The sequence below is a fragment of the Aeribacillus sp. FSL K6-8394 genome (assembly GCF_038008865.1).
GTDB classification, from domain to species: domain Bacteria; phylum Bacillota; class Bacilli; order Bacillales; family Aeribacillaceae; genus Aeribacillus; species Aeribacillus composti.
In genome coordinates this window covers 329,929-348,326 of the sequence record NZ_JBBPAA010000001.1, presented here as the reverse complement: position 1 = coordinate 348,326, position 18,398 = coordinate 329,929, and the positions used below count along the sequence as shown (strand labels likewise).

The window sequence follows — 18,398 nt, the reverse complement described above, 5'->3', positions numbered from 1 at the left end:
GTAGAGAAAAACAGTCGTTTTCCTCTACTTCTTTCGATATGAAAGCAGCTGAAGGTTGCCTGCTGCTTTTCAGTGTGAAGTGGGCTTATGCCGCAATCCCTGCAAAATTTTTAACTGGCGATACGATCTTAAGCTTGGCTTGCTCGAATCGCTTGTTCCAGATCGTAAATAATGTCATCAACCGATTCCGTACCGACTGATAGCCGGACAAGACCAGGTGTAACACCTGTTGCCAGCTGCTCTTCGCTCGTTAATTGCTGATGAGTCGTGCTGGCAGGATGAATAATCAACGATTTCGAATCGCCGATGTTGGCAAGGTTTGAAAATAATTGAACCGAATCGATCAGTTTTCTTCCTGCATCAACGCCGCCTTTAATTTCGAATGTCAGAATGGCTCCCTGACCTTTCGGCAAATATTTTTGTGCAAGTTCGAATGAAGGGTGATTTTTCAAACCTGGATAGCTGACAGATTCGACCGCTTCATGCTCAAGTAAATAATTCGCAACTGCAAGCGCATTTTCACTATGGCGCTGCATTCGCAAATGAAGCGTTTCAAGCCCTTGCAAGAATAAAAATGAATTGAATGGAGAAAGTGAAGCTCCAAGGTCTCTCAACAGCTGAATGCGCGCTTTCGTAATATAAGCAGCTTCACCAATGTCATCAGCATAAACGAGACCATGATAGCTTGGGTCCGGCTCGGTGAACTCAGGGAATTTGCCGCTTCCTTTCCAATCAAACTTGCCGCTGTCGACAATGACGCCTCCGATTGAATTTCCGTGTCCTCCAATAAATTTCGTAGCCGAATGAACAACTATATCTGCGCCGAATTCAATCGGACGGAGCAAGTAAGGGCTTGGAATTGTATTGTCAACGATAAGCGGAATTGAATGTTTATGAGCGATTGCTGCCACCGCTTCAATATCAAGCACATCCCCTCTTGGGTTTCCGATCGTCTCGGCAAATATTGCTTTTGTTTTTTCAGTAATCGCTGCTTCAAGATTTTGCGGATCCGTTGTATCGGCAAATTTTACCGTGATGCCAAACTTCGGCAAAGTATGTGTGAACAAATTATAGGTTCCGCCATATAAGCTAAATGAAGAAACAATTTCATCGCCGCTTCCAGCAATATTCAAAATCGAATAAAAAACAGCAGCTTGTCCAGATGAAAGCGCCAGCGCCCCAATTCCGCCTTCAAGCGCAGCTACACGCTTTTCAAATACATCAGTCGTTGGATTCATGATCCTTGTGTAAATATTTCCTTCTTTCTTTAAACTGAATAAATCTGCCCCATGCTGACTGTCTTCAAATACATACGAAGTCGTTTGGTAGATCGGAACAGCTCTCGACAAAGTCGTCGGATCAGGCACCTGTCCTGCATGTACAGCTAGCGTTTCGGGCTGAAGTTTTCTTTCGTTTGACATAGTTTATTTCTCCCTTCAATTCTAAACTTATATATCCGCAAAATTAAACCTACTAAAATAATAGGTTTAATTATATATAAATAAAATGTACTGCTTGTTCAGCCGGATATCAATTACTTATCAAAACTTTCAAAAATTTTTTAGACTTCTTCAGTATAGCATAAAATCTCAATTGGAAGATAAACTTTTTGGATATCATTTCATGTAATGGAATGCTTTATAAGTAACCTTTCCTCGTATTTTCATTTGATAATACCCGTGGTGCTAGTTGAGCGTTAGAACTCAACTAGCCCTAGTGTGACCAGCGAATAGGCTAACAATATGCCGTCGAGCGCTACTTCAAATCCGATCATGGAATTCGCTCGAATCTCTGTGATCCGGTATTGGTCAACCAGAACCGAGAACACCGTCTCGATCACTTTGCGTTTTTGTTGGATCCACTTCTCCCATGCCTCGGACGGGCGATGTTTCTGGTTTTTTCGAGACGGAGTCCAAAGCGCCATTTGGTATTCTTCGTACAGCCTTTTTTGCAAGTCACGGCTAATGAACCCTTTGTCCCCGAGGTTATAGGGATGAGGAATTTGGGTCATCACGCTTTCGGCTGCGATTCGATCGTGGCAGGATGCTTCCGTCACCACATATCCCATTGGCAAACCTTGATCGGTCACTTGAAGGTGCAGTTTCAACCCGTAGTACCATTGCTTTTTTGAAGCGCAATACCCGATGTCGGCGATCCCTTGAAACCGTTTGACACGATGCATTCTCGCAGCATGGCACAACTCTAACGGCAAGCTATCGACCACGGCATAGGCATGATGTTGGCCGCGTTTCGCCAGTTCATGGCGAATCCATTTCATCGCCCAGCGCAGCGCCCGGCAACGGCGATTGTATCGGGAACGTTCGAGAAACTGCCCGTTTGTGAACAAATTTCCGGTGACAAAGCGATGCCATGCCCGTTCGGAAGAAAAGCCAAGCAGCTTCCCCAAAATGTGAATCGCTATGATCACGTCATCTTCTTGCTTTACCAAATGGCGGTTGCGGCGTTGAAGATGCGTCTGAATCAATGACAGTTGAGCGGAGACAAAAAAGAAAATGGCGGCATATTGCTTTTGAATCTTGGCCCGATCTGTAGTAAAATGAAAGTGCTCTTGCATGGGGATTCTCCTTTCGAATGGTAGGTCGCACTTTCATTTTAAGGAGATCCGCCAGGCAAGGGCTATTTTTATGCTTGATCAAGTTTATCTAGCACCACGGGTTTGATAATAATTTTCCAATCTACTTATTCTTTTTTAAAGGGAATGCAGGATGAGTAAAAGGAATAAAGAATATACTGAGAGCAGTCCGAAAATGAAATTTCTTAAATTGATGCAATAAAAAAACAGTTTGCCATCATTAAGCAAATGGCGAGGAACTTCATTTTTCTCTTCAGACTTTTTGAGAGGATTTTTCTCGCATCCCGGACAAATTTTTTATCCTTTCACACTTCATCTATTGCTAGTTTATATTTTCATTGACAAAGTCTTAGTAGTTTTTTGAAAATATAGAAAAAATTTTGTTGAAGTGGTAAAATAAGATGAAGTATGCCTATCAGTTGAAGGATGGTTTTAGCAATGACAGAAAATAAAAAACATGCACAAATTCAGTCTTTGCTTGTAGGATTCTCAATTATTGACCTGATTGCCAAAAACGGCAGTCCGATGAAATTTAACGACATTCATCATTATACTAATATAGCAAAAAGCAATTTATATAAATATTTAAATACCCTTACGAATCTCGGTGTCCTTCATCGGGATAAAGGAAGCGGCTTATACTCTTTAGGGAGCACACTCATTCAATATGGAATGGCAGCTGTCAATCAAGAGGACCTCATTGGCAAAATCACGCCATTTTTGCATGAAATTAATGCCAAATCGAAAGAAACGACTCTCCTTGCCGTATGGACAACAAACGGCCCAATGATCGTCAAAATGATCCATAGTCATTTAGGGCTTAACTTAGGCGGACAGGTCGGAACAATCCTTCCGATCTCCTCGGCAGCCGGAAAACTTTTTGCGGCATTTAAAAACGATCCAAGTGTAAACGTTTGGAAGGAATCGGAGTTGTCAAAGCTAAGCAAACAGGCGAAAGACGAGCTAATGACAGAGTTTCAGCTTATTGCCGATCAAAAAATATCGTTTGCGCAGGAAGCTTTAGCGCCAAGCATCGCTTCTGCCGCCATTCCGATTTTTAATTTTGAGCGGGAAATTTTAGGGTCTATTATTGTTGTCGGCTTTGAAAAATCGATTCCAGACACTATCGAACATGAGCTAAGCGAATATTTGCTTATAAAAGGAAAAGAAATTTCCGCCGTTTTCGGATGGAAAGAAGAATAAAAAAGAGGCTTTCTGCACCCTTTTAAAGTAGAAGTGAGATGGAATTTTAAAAATAGGAATTGATTTTTACTATTTCATATGTTTCAGTAAAAAAGACGGTGTTCGCCTTCTTGTCATTTATAAGGTCAGATGTTATTTTTATCCTTATATGAAAAACCGAGCGTTAAAAAATCAACGCCCGGTTCTTTTGTGTACATACGAAACCCTCTTTTATTGATAACAGAAAATTTTGCTATCATCTTGTCGGTACTATTCTCCCAATAATAATTGATTAATCTCCTCATTTCAGAATCCCACAGCTTTCAAAGCTGTGGCTGACACAAAACTTAATACTCTCTTATTGTTAAATTTAAAATAAAAACATCCATGAGTAATTTTACTCCCCACCCATGCATGAAAATCCATCATTCCTTCCCATAATGGATATGAACGCAAACAGTTTTGAAAGACGTTCTCTTTAATGGTGGTTCGACCCTGTAATAAAAACTGTTTGAGTCCATTTGGTGTTCCACCCATTGTCAGCCCTTTTCGTGTGAAAAGGTGACTACGAACAGAAAAATGCCTAACGTGCAAATGGACTCCCTGTTTGCGAATTTATCGATGGAAGGAGTAAGAATCATGGATGTTCTTTATCATCGTTGTGCAGGATTAGATGTCCATGCCGAAACAATTGTCGTTTGTGCTCTTCTTGGAGAGGAAGAACACGTTCAAAAGGAAGTTGAAACATTTCCTACTTTCACGAAAGACTTGTTTCGTCTTCTGAAATGGTTAGAAGATCGTGGTGTCACTCATATTGCGATGGAGAGTACGGGCGTTTACTGGAAACCTGTGTTCAATATTTTGGAAGATTACTTTGACATTACACTTGCCAACGCTCAGCGAATCAAAAATGTACCGGGGAGAAAAACCGATGTTTCCGATGCAGAATGGATCGCCAAATTGTTGCGTTACGGATTGATCGAGAAGAGTTTCGTACCTCCTGAGAACATTCGAGAATGACGGGATTTAACTCGCTTGCGCAAAAAATGGATCGGGCAGTTAACCGCGGAGAAAAACCGCATTCAAAAAGTGTTGGAATGTTCCAATATCAAGTTAAGTTCCGTGATTTCGGATGTATTTGGTGTATCTGGGCGAAAGCTACTGGAACGTTTAATGAAACAGGGATACATCGAAGAAACCGAAGTCGATGCTTGCATTCACAGGAGTATGAAGAGGAAAAAACAACAAATTCAGGATTCTCTCTTTGGTACATTGACCAACCATCAACTGTTCATGATTCGCCAATCGTGGAAGCACATCGAATCGTTGGAAAGTTTACTTCGAGACATCGAAGAACGAATCGACCAACTCTTACAAGTATACAAACAAGAGATGGAGCTTCTTGTGACCATACCGGGGATCAAGAAGGAAACCGCTGCCGTGATTATCGCTGAAATCGGAGTCGATATGGGACAATTTCCAACGTCTCAACACCTCGCTTCATGGGCGGGAGTCGCGCCGGGAAATCATGAAAGTGCTGGAAAACGAAAAAGTACCCGAACGACGAAGGGGAATCCGCATATCAAATCGGCGTTATGTGAGGCGGCTTGGGCTTTGTCTCGATGTAGGAATCAACGTTTGGCAGCGAAATATTGGTCATTGGCGGCACGCAGGGGAAAGAAAAAAGCACTCGTTGCGATCGCGCACCGAATGCTTACCATCATTTACTGCATCATTTCTCGAAAAGAACCGTTTCGAGAGCAGTAAATAAATTAGTATAACCAAAAAGGTTCAGAAATATACGAGATACCTAAAAATAAGGTAACTCTGCTTTCCTATTGCCTTTTTTTGGTCGTTAATAGGGTATCCAATTTGATTGTGGGGTATACCGCTTCAGCCATGGTTAATTGATTTTCACAGAAAAAAGAGTTTGAGTATAAAAACTCCTATTTTGATAAATCAGGACAGCAACCTGCTCTTATGCTAGTTTACATTTTCCATTAATGGATCTGCGTACGTACCCTCTTTCGGTAAATCCAATTTTTCATCAACTGCTTTCGAAGCTAATAGATTTACTTCCGAAAAAGCTTGATTCTCATGCCGAAACATTGCGTAAATCAACGCAACACAGATGCCGATCGCAGCTATAATCGATAACACAACTCCTATAGAATGCGGGCCAAAGGTAAAATAAGCACCGACATGCTCCCAATTTGTTATAGGACTTGTATTCATTTACTATTCCTCCTTTCCATTTTTATCCTTTTTTAACTAGTTTTGCTCTTTGACATGATCATTTTTAATCTTCCATTTTCTTGAGTAGATGGAATTCCTTCCGGAAAAGCTGTTGCAGATATTTCAGTTAAATCAATACCAAGCATCTCTGCTTGCTTTGGTATTCTCAACATATTAAGCTTTTTCAAAAGCAGTGATGTCCAGTAGCCGGGGAGAAATCCTAGAAGGATCACAACCGCTGCACATACGAGTTGTCCAATAAAAGAGATTTCCGGGCCGTTTATATTGGGATAGCCGGAGGCAAATATCCCGACTGCAAGGACTGACCAGATCCCGATAAATCCGTGGACGGTAATAGCACCTACAGGATCATCAATCCCCTTCCTTTCGAGAAAATTTCCAATGAATGGACACATCAATCCTCCAATGACAGCTATAATAAATGCAAGCGCTGGATGATATAAATCTAAACCCGAACCTACTGAAATAACCCCGGCCAGCCCGCCTGAAGCGACCCAAAACGGTTCCCCTTTTGAACCTAAATATGCCCCTATTAAACCTCCCGCTAATCCCATTAAAGCATTGAATACAAAAGCTGATAAATTGGTGGGAGTACCGTAAATCGTCATCCATTCCCCATTTGTAACAGCGATTATACAGCCTCCGAGGAAGCCGAAAAACCCAACATAAATGAGCATCAGTCCTAATAAAGTGGACGGAAGATTATGCGGCAGAATATTAACAATTTTCCCATCCCCTGTATATTTGCCGATTCTAGGTCCTAAATTGATCACGACTCCTAATGCAAAAAAACCAGCTATTGCATGAATAACGCCTGCAGCAGCAACATCATGATAACCAAATTGCGTTAAAAACCATCCTTCTCCGTGCCAGCCCCAAGAAGCAGCTAAATTCCAAATAACTGATCCAAGAATAGCGGCAAGAATAAGAAATCCACTTAATCGGACCCGTTCGATCAGCACGCCGGATAAGATGGAAGCTGTCGTAGCAGCAAACAGCGCAAAAGCACCCCAGAAAACTCCACTCGCATGATCCGTTATATTCGGACCCATATTTTCACTCCAAGGCAATGCAGCTAATGCCGCTTCACTCATTCTCGGAATCAAACCGTCTGGAAACGCATTGTATATCCACCAGCCAACAAAATAGAAAGCAGGTAACACGACTGCTAACGTCATTATATTTTTCAAAGCCGTCGCCAATACGTTTTTTACACGGGAGATGCCGACTTCAAGAGTCAAAAACCCCGCATGGATCTGCAGCATGATTGCAATGCACCACCAATAGAATACTTCTATTTGGATTGCGGCAAACTGTTCAAATCCCTCCACATGATCATCCCCTTATTCTAAAGATTTCAAAGCCTTTAACCTACCATTTTTCATGCCCTCCTTCTTCTGTTTCATGAAATTATTTTTAAATAACCTAAATATGCATCATGGAGCCTAGAATAGTGTCTTGAAACCTCTAACGATGCATGACACTTTTCACACGTTACTTGTTTTTGTGCTGTCAGCTTGTTCAGATGATAACACTTTACACAAAATACCCTTTCCTCTTTCTCCCCCCATCCTTGTGCCTGGATCTCATCTTCATTAAAACCGGCCCGCAATGCCAGTTTTTTCAGCTCTTTTAACATTGACCATTGAACTGAAAGAAATAGCTTTGTACCGATAAATTGACTTTCAAATATTTTGTAAATTTCCTCACTGGATGTTGATGAAAGGACAGTCGCTTCATTCGGAAAAAATTCTGTCCCCTTATACGAATGAAGGCTGCTATCATTTTTCTTCAATATATAGATTTGTTTCTTCGTCTGTTCTGGAATTTTTTTAATAAACATCAACGTTGGCAAAATCATCGGTTCATCAATGATAAACAAAAATTGTTTCCCAGTGATGAATTGAAATAGATTGCCAGCTTGCTGATTTTGCGCAAAAAATTCATCTGCTTCAGAAGCGCTTGTTTTCCCATCTGCTGTTTTAGTCATTTTTCAACCTCCCTTGTTTGTTTTTCAACATGGTCGAATCGAATAAGCAATTTGTAATTTTCTCAATTCGAATTTTTCGAATATCAGGATATTCTCCAACGATAAGCTGCAGCTAGTTCGAATCAATATTAAGCAAACAAAGCATTGCCGTAACTTGATTTCTATCAAATTACAACAAAGAAAGATAACGGCTAGTTGTGAAGCCCGGACCGTTCGAGCGTGTAAGCATATAAAGAGCATCTGTTAAAGGAATCCGGCGATAAGTTTCAATAACACGCCCATTGACAAATAGATTCTCCCGTTTTTGTTTTAATTGGGCAGCCGTTTGTTGAAAAAGTTTCTTAGATCTATTAAACGAGTCAAAAACGAAGCGTTCTGCTGCTGGACAGCTTGCAATACTCACATCGCCGAAATGAACCCGTCCTGACGGTGAATATGCTATCGCACTGACGATTCGTTGCTGCGCACTGCTGATGGTTTCTTGTAAAAAAGTCGCATGAACGGGTTTGATATCTTCCACAATCAGCCGGGTGATGCCCCGATCGTTAATCGCTTCTAAAATTTGTTCAGGGTCATCCTCCACGATAACCTCTTTATGGGGCGGCCATATATCCATCCAATAATGATCTAAGTGCTGTTTTCCGACATGGAAAATGAAATAATCAGGATAAATTCGAAGTCCGCCCTCCTCATCTGTTAAATCCTGACGATAAAAATCATAAAATCTGGTGACAGCTGCCATAAGCAAGGCGCTAGCACCAGCACTTCCTGCCGGTTCCCGTACGACTATTCCTAGTCGATCATATTGATGAAATCCCGGCAGCAACTCCTCAAAAGAACATTTCACGTCGTTTATCTTGAATTCAAAATCATCGATTCCGATAACCTTTGTTGTGTGCACAATTCCATTTGCTCCTTTCTTGTATGCTCTTAAAGATCTAAAACAAGACTGCCGGATTTTGCCCTTGAAACACATGTTAAAATGACATTGCTTTCTTTTTTCTCCATTTCGGTAAGAAAAAAGTCTCGATGGTCAATTTCTCCTTTTAAAACATGCAGCTGACAGCTGCCGCATCCCCCGATTTTACATGAATATGGCACATCAATATGAAGCTGTAATAAAGTGTCCAGCAAGCTTTTCCCTTCAGGCACCTCAATCACTTTGTTGCTTTTATTGAGTTTTACCCGAAATGGCTGCATCGGTCCTGATTTTGGCGGTGTAAAGAGCTCAAAGTGGATGCTTTTTTCAGAATAACCAATGACTTTGGCAGCATCGGCAAATTCTTTGATCATGGCCTCTGGACCGCAGAAATAAACATGGGTTCCTATCGGTTGATTTTCCATTAACTTTGCTGACATTTTCTTGTTTTCCTTTGAAAAATAAAAATGAGTTTCCTCTGAAAAAAAAGTGGAGAGATGGCGATAAAAGGCACATAATTCCTTTGAAGGAGCGGCATAATGTATTTCAAATGGAGCCTTCTTCTTTTTTAATTCCTTCGCCATCGAAAGAAAAGGTGTAATGCCAATCCCAGCTGCAAAAAACAAATGGCGTTTTGCTTGAAAGCTTAGCGGAAAATAATTTTTCGGATAACTAATGGAGATCTTATCCCCTTCTTTCACATGATCGTGCCAATAAATTGATCCTCCATTTGAATCCTCATTGCGGCGAACGGCAATTCGATAGTAGCCTGTATTGTCCGGATCACTTGTAAGAGAATAGTGGCGTTCGATTAAGCCTGTTTCAGTTTGCAAATAAGTCGTAATATGAGACCCCCCACTAAAACGAGGCAATGGCGAACGGTCTGCTGACACTAGCTTAAAACTTTTAATCGCAGCTGTTTCATGCGTAATTTGTTCTACAATCACTTCAAGTGTTCGCGCCATCATGTAATCCTCCCTTTCATGTTTTTTAAAAACAGCTTCTTCACACGCTATTTTCTTCCAATTTTCCCAATTTCAATCTGTCAAGCTTTTTTCTAAATAGCGAATGATTTCTCCTTTGTATAAACTAAATCCTTTATATTCAGCCATATAGTCAGGTAAATCCTTTAAAACTCGAAAAAAACGTTTCAACCAATCTTCATTTTTTTTCAGCTCATCAAGTGATATTAAATGAGTATGAATACTAAATAAAATCCCATTGCTTCGCGGCATACGAAATAGCCTTTGATCCTCCACTCTTAAGTGGACAAGCTGACCGGCATTTTCTGAAGTTACCTTTTCCTTTTTTGGACCCCATTCATCAAAATTCTCAGGGAACGTGTCAAGGATTGGCTCCACTGTTAAAGTCCAGTTTAACCGTGTCCACGGTTTCCCTGCCTCGATTCTCAAAAGAAAATTGAGGACTTTTTTCGCTAAACCGCTGTCGAAAAAAACCGGTACAGGAGAATGGAACTCGGTGTAAGTCATACCAATATCAAAGGCAATCGACCAATTGGCAGGAAAACACAATTGTCCTGCATCCATATATAAATCACCGTCTCTTTGCCCCATAAAAATGAGATCCTCTTGAACGTGTCTGCCGATAAAATCTAAAGGCTCGTAGGGCAATGTCGATAGATCGCCAAAAGTAAATGTATGTTTCTCATCCAAAAGCTTATTTTCAAACGTCCATTCATGACCATTTTTTATAACCGAGAAATACTCAGGGTAAATAAAGGCAAGTTCATCTATTAAAAATTCCAGCACTTCCCACTGTCCATCGATTGAATGTTCTAAAGATTGAAAAGCACGTTCATGGTGGTTTAATAGTATTTGACGCTTTTTATCTATTTCTTCAAAATATTCGGGAGTAATATCTGCAAGTTTCCCCGATTCTAGAGGCCTCGCATTATTAGAATACCTGTAAGAGTCCTTTTGAAATGGAAATGGGAACCTTTTAATAAGCGGAATTTCTTTGATCATATGTTGGTTAGTCGTTTTTACACTCACTGCCCTCTCTCCTCCTCACGATCAAAACTGGATGAAAGAACCTCCCCATGAAGCCGCGCTACGCAAGGGGAAATTCTTTCATTTGTTTAATTTAAAAATGTTGGCTCCGGCAATCGATGTGCCGTATAAATCGCATCTCCATCGCTTTCAGCATCAAAGATCACTTTCGTTTCAGGGGTAAAGATAAAAACATCTCCCGCTTCCCCTACATATTTGTTTCCTTGTTCATCTCTGACGATGATTTGCCCCTTTATAATTACCTTTACTTCTAAGTAAGTATACAAAAATTCAAACTCTTCCGACTTTTGCATAGAGAAATATCCAATTGTTAAAGGCTTCTCTAATGGGCTAATCGGAACGTCAATAATTTGACTTTTCAAAGCCGGTATACTCAAAACATTGTTCAACTCAATTTTTTCATACGTTCCAGCTTTTATTAGCTGAATTCCTGGCTTTTGACTTAAAAATTGATGATCCATAGCTGTTACCGCTGATTCACTCATTCTTTCCACTCTCCTTTTTCAATTTTTATAATCAGAGTTATGTTATGTTTTGTAACAAAAAATGTATTATTTTATAACTCTGATGATCCTATCATAATAACAACCGTAACGTTCTCACAACCGTTTTTTCTCAAATGGCGGGAATATTCGCAAAAATCTGTAAAATGTTCTGACAATTAGAGCTTTTCCTTTCGGATCATTCAACATGAGCAGGCAATGAATTTTTTTTCTTTGAGAACTTAACATTATTAGCGCCAATAATGAGATCAGCAACGATGTTTTACACGGAAAGGAGACAGGGAGAGTACAGAATCATTGTAAAATGTAATGACAAGGTTTTTGATTTATTCCCACTATTTAGGAAATCTCTGTTTCTTTGAAAGAATCGTCTATGTAAAAATAAAAGCACAATATTCATAATATTGTAATTTTTGTTAACATTCTTAACAGTAACCTTTAAAAAGGAGTGATGTCAATGGTAGTCAATCAGACAGAACTGCAGGAAGAAATTATGCAAATTCCAAAATGGTGGTCTTACCCAGAAGGATTCGAAAAACTAATTGAAAAAGCACATGAATTAGGCAAAAAGGAGCTGCTGCCCCGTGCTTCTATTTCAGACAAGGAGTGCCGTTATCCTCGGGAAAGCTTACAAGCAATTGCGGATGCTGGATTTGGAGCAGTTACAATCCCTGTTGACGACGGAGGCCTTGGCGCTGGACTAACTGGATTTGCTTTGTTAGCCGAAAGTTTTTCTCAATATTGCGCTTCCACTACTATGTGTTGGGTTATGCACACTGCTGCCGTCCAAACGCTTTATACAGCTGGAACTAGAGAGCAGCGGCAGCGTTATATTCCTGGGGTGCTAAAGGGAAAGATTGGCGCATTAGCCTTTAGTGAACCAGCGACTGGAAGCCACTTCTGGAATGTTGTTAGTTCGGCTCCCCGCAAAGGAAACGGATATTTGTTAAATGCGGAAAAATCATTTGTCACCAGTGCGGGCGAGGCGGATTGGTATATTGTTTGCACCAATTATCCAAATAGCATAGAAGACGATCCATTAATGTTTTTAATTGTAGATCATAATCAGAAGGGAATCGAATATTTTCCTTTTTCAGCTATGGGGCTTCGCGGAAATTCAAGCGGACCGATGAAGTTTAAAGATGTCTTTGTCCCTATTGAAAATCGTCTTGGGACTGAAGGCGGAATGAATGTTTATAATGAAAACGTCATTGATCCGCTCTTTTTATTAGGCACAAGTGCTTGCTGGGTTGGTATTGCTCAAGGAGCCTTGAATGCAGCAATTGACCAGGCAAAGAAAAAAGTCCATAAAGATACAGGAAAATCAGTTGCCGGCTACCAAGTCATTCGCCACGAATTGGCAAAAGCGCAAATTTTAATCGATAGTGCAAGAAGCATGCTTTATCGTACAGCTGAAGGGATGGATCAATGTTTAAATAGTGGAAAAGAATTGTCAGAATGCTTATACCCGCTTTGGGAACTCAAAACTCATGCAGCAGATATAGTCATACAAGTTACAAATCAAGCATTACAAGTTTCTGGAGGAAGAGGATATCTAACCGGGCAAGTGGAAAAATTTTTGCGTGACGGTCGAGCAGGTGCAGTCATGGGACCCACAAACGAAATATTGCGTGAATGGATTGGCCGCACGCTAATTGGTGTTCCTTGGTTTGAATAATTTGTATCACTTGATCTGAGATATAACTGTTTGTGCCAATAACTTGTTTCTGAAATGCAAAAAAAGAGATTCGTTAGCCGAATAAATCGCCTGACGAGAGGAGGGAGCCCCATACCCGTCAAGTTAGCGGTATAAAATTTTTTAGGATGATACGCATGTTCGAAAAATCAATCAAAGGATGAAGAGAAAACCAAATGCTGGGCATGCCAAATAACCCTCAAGAAGAGGGTTATTTGGCATTTATATCCATGACCCACACTACCATATCCCCAATTTCTTTAAAAGATCCGATACCGTTTCCTCTCCTTTCCTTCGGTCTTTCCTCGCGTGTTTCCTTAACAGAGACAGGAGAGATGGAAGGGCGGTTTCCATCGCTTGGGGATGCAAAAGAAACCGATGCCAATACGATTGGAGGATATTAAGCGCTTTCCATTCACTGATCTCGATTCCCTCCCGTTGATGCCAATACCTTCGGGCTTGGAACAGAAGAGTCTGCGTGACTAAAATGGCAATCAATGTCCCATATAAGTGGCATTCGAATCGTTCCTTCTTCATCTTTTTGACACGGTCAAGATCAAATAAGGATTTCCAGCCCTTAAATAACAGCTCCACTTGCCAGCGCAGCGAATACAGCTCATAAACTTGTTGCGCATCAAACGATTCTTGTGGTAAATTGGTCAGTAAGATGTGATATTTCTTTTGTTCAAGGGTTTGGCGTGACAGCGCCTTCCCTTTCTTTTTTCCTTTTTCCGCACGTACGCCAGCCGTTTTTCCCATTCTTCCGCCGTGAGACGGCGAAAAATCAGACGCGGAACATACAGGCGTTGGTGTCCGATATACACGTGTTCCACTTCCACGGCTTCCCCCTCGCCCAATCGATTTCCTATCGATTCCCAATCCCATTCGTGCCACTCCCCGTCCTGCTTGATATAGACTTTGATATCGGAACGCAACCGGGTAATATAATAAGCACCTCGAGCATCGATCTCCGCCAGCGTGGCGAGTGAAAAAAACCCAGATCCCGAATGCAAAGGTCATTCGGTAAAATCGTGTGCTGGGTATGATAAGCAAAACGGGCATCGGAATCATTGGCCTGTTGAACGCACAGCTGAAGACAGGTTCCCGATTCTAACACATTAATGGGGGCGTCTATAAGCCGTAAAAACGACTTATTCGACACCCCCTTCTTTTATGCGTATACAATTGAATTAGTCATAGCTTTGCCGTTTTGACAACCAATGAAAAATACATTGCCATGCTAGGACATTTGAGAAGCAATATCGTTTGATTTACCCTTCTCTTCTATCGACTGATCAACATCTGAATAAGCCGGTTCTTGATGAAAGCTTAAATCAAGGCCAAGCAGCTCGTCTTCTTTTTTCACACGCAACGGTGTAAACAGCGAAACAATTTTCAAAACAATATATGTTCCTACTGCCGCAAGCAAAACAGCCACAATCACTCCTATAACCTGATGGAACAGCTGTTCAGGATTTCCATAAAACAAACCGTTATTCCCTGCCGGATTCACTGACTTAGTAGCAAAAAGTCCTGTTGCAATGGATCCCCATATTCCGCAGATGCCATGTACTCCAAAAGCATCTAACGTATCATCATATTTTAGACGTGCTTTCACAAAATGGATAGCAAAATAGCAGATAGGGGCGGATGCAAGTCCAATAATCAAAGCTGAAGGGATTGTGACAAATCCTGCTGCTGGAGTTATGCCAACAAGACCGCCTATTGCCCCAGTGGCAGTTCCTACTAGCGTCGGGCGCTTGCGAACCATCCATTCTATGATCAGCCATCCCAAGCCCCCGGCTGCTGCGGCAACTTGTGTATTGGCAAAGGCAAGAGCGGTAATACCATTTGCACTAAGTGCACTTCCTGCGTTAAAACCGAACCAGCCAAACCAAAGAGTGGCCGCTCCAATAAGAAATAAAACAATATTATGAGGAGCATCATTTTTCTTCATATGTTCATATCTCGGCCCAATTACGAGTGCAGCTGTTAATGCGCTAACACCGGAAAGTATATGAACAACCGTACCTCCAGCAAAATCAAGTTCGCCCATGGCAAAAAGCCATCCGCCTCCCCATACCCAATGAGCCATTGGTGCATAAACAAAGGTGATCCATAAAACCGAAAACATTACCCATGCAGGAAAAGAAATACGCCCTGCAATTCCTCCGGAAATAATCGCAACCGTTATAGCAGCAAATGCACCTTGAAAAATGGCAAATATATAATGAGGGATGGTTAATGAACCAAAAGCAGCCTCTCCTCCTACTCCGTTAAATGCCAGGTAGTCCAGTTTTCCAATGATTCCCCCTACATCCTGTCCAAAGCTTAGGCTGTATCCCCATAGCACCCAAACAATGGTCACAGTTAAAAGACTGACAAAGCTGTGCATCATCGTTGATACAACATTCCGTTCGTTTACAAGCCCTCCATAAAAGAGAGCCAAACCAGGTACATGCATAAAAATAACGATAGCCGCTGCTACGAGCAACCAAGTTGTATCCCCCGTATCAACCACCGGCTCGTTCTCTTGCGCAAAGGCTGAAATCGGAAAAAGGAATAAAAGATAAAGAAGAAAAACGAAAAATATTGAAGCTCTTTTCTTTACGAAACCATCCATAGGAATCCTCCTCCTTACTTTTTTCATTACTCTAGCTTTCGGTAGCGATTTGTTCAAAACGATTTAATCGAAAAAAGGAAATATCATGTTTTGTTTTCCCAAGCGTGACTAAATCTGCTAAAATGCTCCCAACGATGCTGGCAAACTTAAACCCATGTCCGGAAAATCCACCGGCTAACAACACATTGCTGAAGTTTGGATGAAAATCGATAATAAAGTCGCTATCAGGAGTAAGTGAATATAAACAAATTTTACCATCGGTCAGCTCGCCGGCAGCCTGCGGCATATATTTTTCAAGAAAGCTTCGTACATCACGTTCATCTTCACAGTAAGAACCAAATAGTCTGTTCACGGAATCTGGATCACTTTCAATCCCCATGTCATGACGTCCTATTTTTACACCTGTTTTCCGAAAATTCGGAAAACCATAATAATGACCTTCTTTTGTGTCAAAGACAAAAGCAGGAAATTGACCAAAATCATATAGTCCATCCTCCAACGGTGCAAACCATGCAACAGGTTTTCGGATCACTTGGATCGGAAAATCGAGTTCCGGCAATAATTTCGGAATCCATGCACCAGCTGTGATCACTAAATTGGCTGCTTGAAAACGTCCCTTCTCCGTAATGACCTCCGACATATCCGATTGAATGGACAGCTTTAAGACAGGATTGTTTTCCAACAGTTTGGCTCCCAGTTTTAAAGCTTCTTCTTTATAAGTTTGAATACATACTTCACATAACAAAAATCCTGCTTGGGGATCAAAACAGGCAGTAAAATCTTCGGGAATTTGAATGCCTTGCCATTTGTTCATCACCATGCTTGCTGTGAACATTTCAATTGGGAGGTTGTGATGAATAGAGCTTTGAATCGTTTCATTGACAAAAGATGAATCGCGTTCGCCGACAACTAAAGTGCCTGTTTGATAAAATAACGTTTTTCCTGTTTGCTCTTGCAGTTCCATCCATAACCGGTATGCTTCTTTAACTAAATCAACATATTTTTCCCCTTGGCCATAACCAAATCGCAGCATTCTTGTTTCCCCGGCGTGGCTTGCAAAGGAATTTGGAACAGAAAATTGATCAATCATCAACACGCTTTGACCATTTTGGGCTAAATAATAGGCTGCAGCACTTCCTGCAGAACCTGCTCCAATAACAATCACATCGTACATCCCGTCATCATTCATACGAATTCCTCCATATAAATCAATACGATTTGTTTTTAGTAGCCTTTTAAATATTTTTCAACTTCCCATTCGCTGACATAGTCATGATATTCTTTCCATTCAGCCTTTTTTCGTTTCATAAAGGTCTCCATAAATGTTTCCCCTAGTGCCTTGACTAACACTTCATCGCTTTCTAATGCTTCAATCGCTTCATTCAATGTAGAAGGCAATTTGTCAAATTCATTTTCTATCGAATGGAACATGTATAAATTTCCGTTAAATGGATCTCCTGGATCCATCCGCTTTTCGATGCCGTCCAATCCCGCTGCTAAAATCGCAGCAGTCGCCAGGTACGGATTACAGGAACCGTCCATGGCCCGAAACTCAATCCTTCCAGCATCAGGGATGCGAATAAGCTGTGTGCGGTTATTCCCTCCATAAGAAATAAAATTAGGAGCCCATGTAGATCCAGATGAGGAATTTAACGCTCCTAGCCGCTTGTAAGAGTTGACAGTTGGACAGACAATAGCCGTTAGAGCTTTTGCATGATTGAGAATACCTGCAATAAAATGATACGCGACGGCAGATAACCCAAAACCTTTTTGATCACGGACATCTTCAAACACATTTCGTTCTTCCCGCTCATCCCATAAGCTTAAGTGCATATGGCAGCCATTCCCGGTCAGATTGGAAAATGGCTTCGGCATAAACGTGGCGATTAGTCCTCGTTCCTCTGCCATGGTTCTAATCATATATTTAAAAAATGTATGCCGATCAGCAGACGTCACCGCATCTGAAAAATCAAAATTGATTTCAAATTGTCCATTGGCATCTTCATGATCTGCTTGTGTGACATTCCATTTCAATTCATTCATATACTCAATCAAAGTGCCTAAAAATTCGATATTTCTCATAAGCGCCTGCTGTTGGTAACATGGTTTCAATTCTTTATCCTGTTCATCAAACGGGGCAATTTTCCCGTCTTCTCCCTGTTTCACAAGGAAAAATTCCGGTTCCACTCCCGTTTTCATCGTATATCCCATGCTTTTTGCTTGCGTCAGCACATTTAACAAAATCGTTCTCGTACAAAACGGCCAAGGAGTTCCATCTTCCGTTAAAGTTCCGGCAAACCAAGCAATCTCTTTATTCCACGGTAATATAGTCATAGAACGCAAATCAGGGATGCACAATATATCGGGATCATGCGGTCCGTGGCCGAGATCGCCTACAGCAAAACCGGCGAATCCAGCCCCTGATTGGCAGACTGACTGTAAACGGGAGGAAGGAATTAATTTCGCACGTAAAGAACCGTTCAAATCCGAAAAGGAGGCTAACGCCAATTTGATCTTTTTACCTTCGATATATTTTAACGTCTCCTCCAACACCTTGTTATTGCTTTCCACTATACCGATCAATGATCATCACCATCCCTTATTTT

15 protein-coding genes and 1 pseudogene are annotated in these 18,398 nt (G+C 41.2%); 3 read left to right on the top strand and 13 right to left on the bottom strand.

The annotated features are described in order from the left end of the window. Positions 1-128 precede the first annotated feature (128 nt). Together NSR00_RS01555 and NSR00_RS01550 are read right to left on the bottom strand one after the other, a co-directional pair. Positions 129-1,421: a homocysteine synthase gene (locus tag NSR00_RS01555; protein ID WP_063389432.1), complete on the bottom strand. Its 1,293-nt coding sequence runs from the start codon at positions 1,419-1,421 to the stop codon at positions 129-131. 275 nt (positions 1,422-1,696) lie between these two features. Beyond that, entirely contained in the window at positions 1,697-2,575 is an 879-nt protein-coding gene (locus tag NSR00_RS01550) for an IS982 family transposase (protein WP_340786541.1), read from the bottom strand. A 456-nt stretch (positions 2,576-3,031) separates the two neighbouring features. Between NSR00_RS01550 and NSR00_RS01545 the strand changes: the two genes are divergently transcribed. Both NSR00_RS01545 and NSR00_RS01540 read left to right on the top strand, forming a co-directional pair. After that, positions 3,032-3,796, top strand: coding sequence for an IclR family transcriptional regulator (locus tag NSR00_RS01545; RefSeq protein WP_094245469.1), 765 nt, complete (start codon positions 3,032-3,034; stop codon positions 3,794-3,796). Positions 3,797-4,414: 618 nt separating this feature from the next. Next, positions 4,415-5,542, top strand: a pseudogene (locus NSR00_RS01540) (IS110 family transposase). Positions 5,543-5,758: 216 nt separating this feature from the next. Here NSR00_RS01540 and NSR00_RS01535 read toward each other — a convergent pair. The 7 genes from NSR00_RS01535 to NSR00_RS01505 form a co-directional block, all read right to left on the bottom strand. Next, complete coding sequence (locus tag NSR00_RS01535; protein WP_063389434.1) at positions 5,759-6,010, bottom strand: hypothetical protein; 252 nt, start codon at positions 6,008-6,010, stop codon at positions 5,759-5,761. 32 nt (positions 6,011-6,042) lie between these two features. Next, positions 6,043-7,362, bottom strand: coding sequence for an ammonium transporter (locus NSR00_RS01530; RefSeq protein ID WP_340786539.1), 1,320 nt, complete (start codon positions 7,360-7,362; stop codon positions 6,043-6,045). 71 nt (positions 7,363-7,433) lie between these two features. Continuing rightward, complete coding sequence (locus tag NSR00_RS01525) at positions 7,434-8,021, bottom strand: dimethylamine monooxygenase subunit DmmA family protein (protein ID WP_063389436.1); 588 nt, start codon at positions 8,019-8,021, stop codon at positions 7,434-7,436. A 169-nt stretch (positions 8,022-8,190) separates the two neighbouring features. Further along, positions 8,191-8,922, bottom strand: coding sequence for a hypothetical protein (locus NSR00_RS01520; protein ID WP_340786537.1), 732 nt, complete (start codon positions 8,920-8,922; stop codon positions 8,191-8,193). A 29-nt stretch (positions 8,923-8,951) separates the two neighbouring features. After that, positions 8,952-9,905 (bottom strand): PDR/VanB family oxidoreductase, encoded by a 954-nt coding sequence (locus NSR00_RS01515; RefSeq protein WP_340786535.1) that lies wholly within the window; start codon positions 9,903-9,905, stop codon positions 8,952-8,954. 72 nt (positions 9,906-9,977) lie between these two features. Then, the gene (locus NSR00_RS01510; RefSeq protein WP_340786533.1) at positions 9,978-10,952 is read right to left on the bottom strand and encodes a heme-dependent oxidative N-demethylase family protein; all 975 of its coding nucleotides are present in this window, start codon (positions 10,950-10,952) and stop codon (positions 9,978-9,980) included. Between the two features lie 86 nt (positions 10,953-11,038). After that, on the bottom strand, positions 11,039-11,455 hold the full coding sequence (locus NSR00_RS01505; protein WP_066251087.1) for a hypothetical protein: 417 nt from the start codon (positions 11,453-11,455) through the stop codon (positions 11,039-11,041). Positions 11,456-11,930: 475 nt separating this feature from the next. On the opposite strand from NSR00_RS01505, the gene NSR00_RS01500 reads away from it, so the two are divergent. Next, positions 11,931-13,151, top strand: a complete 1,221-nt coding sequence (locus NSR00_RS01500; protein ID WP_082830405.1) for an acyl-CoA dehydrogenase family protein — start codon at positions 11,931-11,933, stop codon at positions 13,149-13,151. Positions 13,152-13,409: 258 nt separating this feature from the next. Here NSR00_RS01500 and NSR00_RS01495 read toward each other — a convergent pair whose 3' ends face one another. The 4 genes from NSR00_RS01495 to glnT all read right to left on the bottom strand — a co-directional run bounded on the left by NSR00_RS01495 (position 13,410) and on the right by glnT (position 18,375). After that, complete coding sequence (locus tag NSR00_RS01495) at positions 13,410-14,054, bottom strand: transposase (protein WP_340786531.1); 645 nt, start codon at positions 14,052-14,054, stop codon at positions 13,410-13,412. Positions 14,055-14,409: 355 nt separating this feature from the next. Next, positions 14,410-15,792 carry an ammonium transporter gene (locus tag NSR00_RS01490; RefSeq protein ID WP_339199435.1) on the bottom strand — a complete coding sequence of 461 codons (1,383 nt, stop codon included), beginning with the start codon at positions 15,790-15,792 and terminating at the stop codon, positions 14,410-14,412. A gap of 31 nt (positions 15,793-15,823) precedes the next feature. Beyond that, positions 15,824-16,981: an N-methyl-L-tryptophan oxidase gene (gene solA / locus NSR00_RS01485; RefSeq protein ID WP_340786525.1), complete on the bottom strand. Its 1,158-nt coding sequence runs from the start codon at positions 16,979-16,981 to the stop codon at positions 15,824-15,826. A gap of 35 nt (positions 16,982-17,016) precedes the next feature. After that, a complete protein-coding gene (glnT, locus tag NSR00_RS01480; protein ID WP_340786522.1) occupies positions 17,017-18,375 on the bottom strand; it encodes a type III glutamate--ammonia ligase in 1,359 nt (452 codons plus the stop codon). Positions 18,376-18,398 lie beyond the last annotated feature (23 nt).

Coding starts and splice junctions, on each gene's coding strand:
- NSR00_RS01525 (WP_063389436.1), bottom strand. CDS start 8,021: ATGACTAAAACAGCAGATGGGAAAACAAGCGCTTCTGAAGCAGATGAA.
- NSR00_RS01550 (WP_340786541.1), bottom strand. CDS start 2,575: ATGCAAGAGCACTTTCATTTTACTACAGATCGGGCCAAGATTCAAAAG.
- NSR00_RS01495 (WP_340786531.1), bottom strand. CDS start 14,054: ATGGGATTGGGAATCGATAGGAAATCGATTGGGCGAGGGGGAAGCCGT.
- NSR00_RS01555 (WP_063389432.1), bottom strand. CDS start 1,421: ATGTCAAACGAAAGAAAACTTCAGCCCGAAACGCTAGCTGTACATGCA.
- NSR00_RS01505 (WP_066251087.1), bottom strand. CDS start 11,455: ATGAGTGAATCAGCGGTAACAGCTATGGATCATCAATTTTTAAGTCAA.
- NSR00_RS01515 (WP_340786535.1), bottom strand. CDS start 9,905: ATGGCGCGAACACTTGAAGTGATTGTAGAACAAATTACGCATGAAACA.
- NSR00_RS01545 (WP_094245469.1), top strand. CDS start 3,032: ATGACAGAAAATAAAAAACATGCACAAATTCAGTCTTTGCTTGTAGGA.
- NSR00_RS01535 (WP_063389434.1), bottom strand. CDS start 6,010: ATGAATACAAGTCCTATAACAAATTGGGAGCATGTCGGTGCTTATTTT.
- NSR00_RS01500 (WP_082830405.1), top strand. CDS start 11,931: ATGGTAGTCAATCAGACAGAACTGCAGGAAGAAATTATGCAAATTCCA.
- solA (WP_340786525.1), bottom strand. CDS start 16,981: ATGAATGATGACGGGATGTACGATGTGATTGTTATTGGAGCAGGTTCT.
- NSR00_RS01490 (WP_339199435.1), bottom strand. CDS start 15,792: ATGGATGGTTTCGTAAAGAAAAGAGCTTCAATATTTTTCGTTTTTCTT.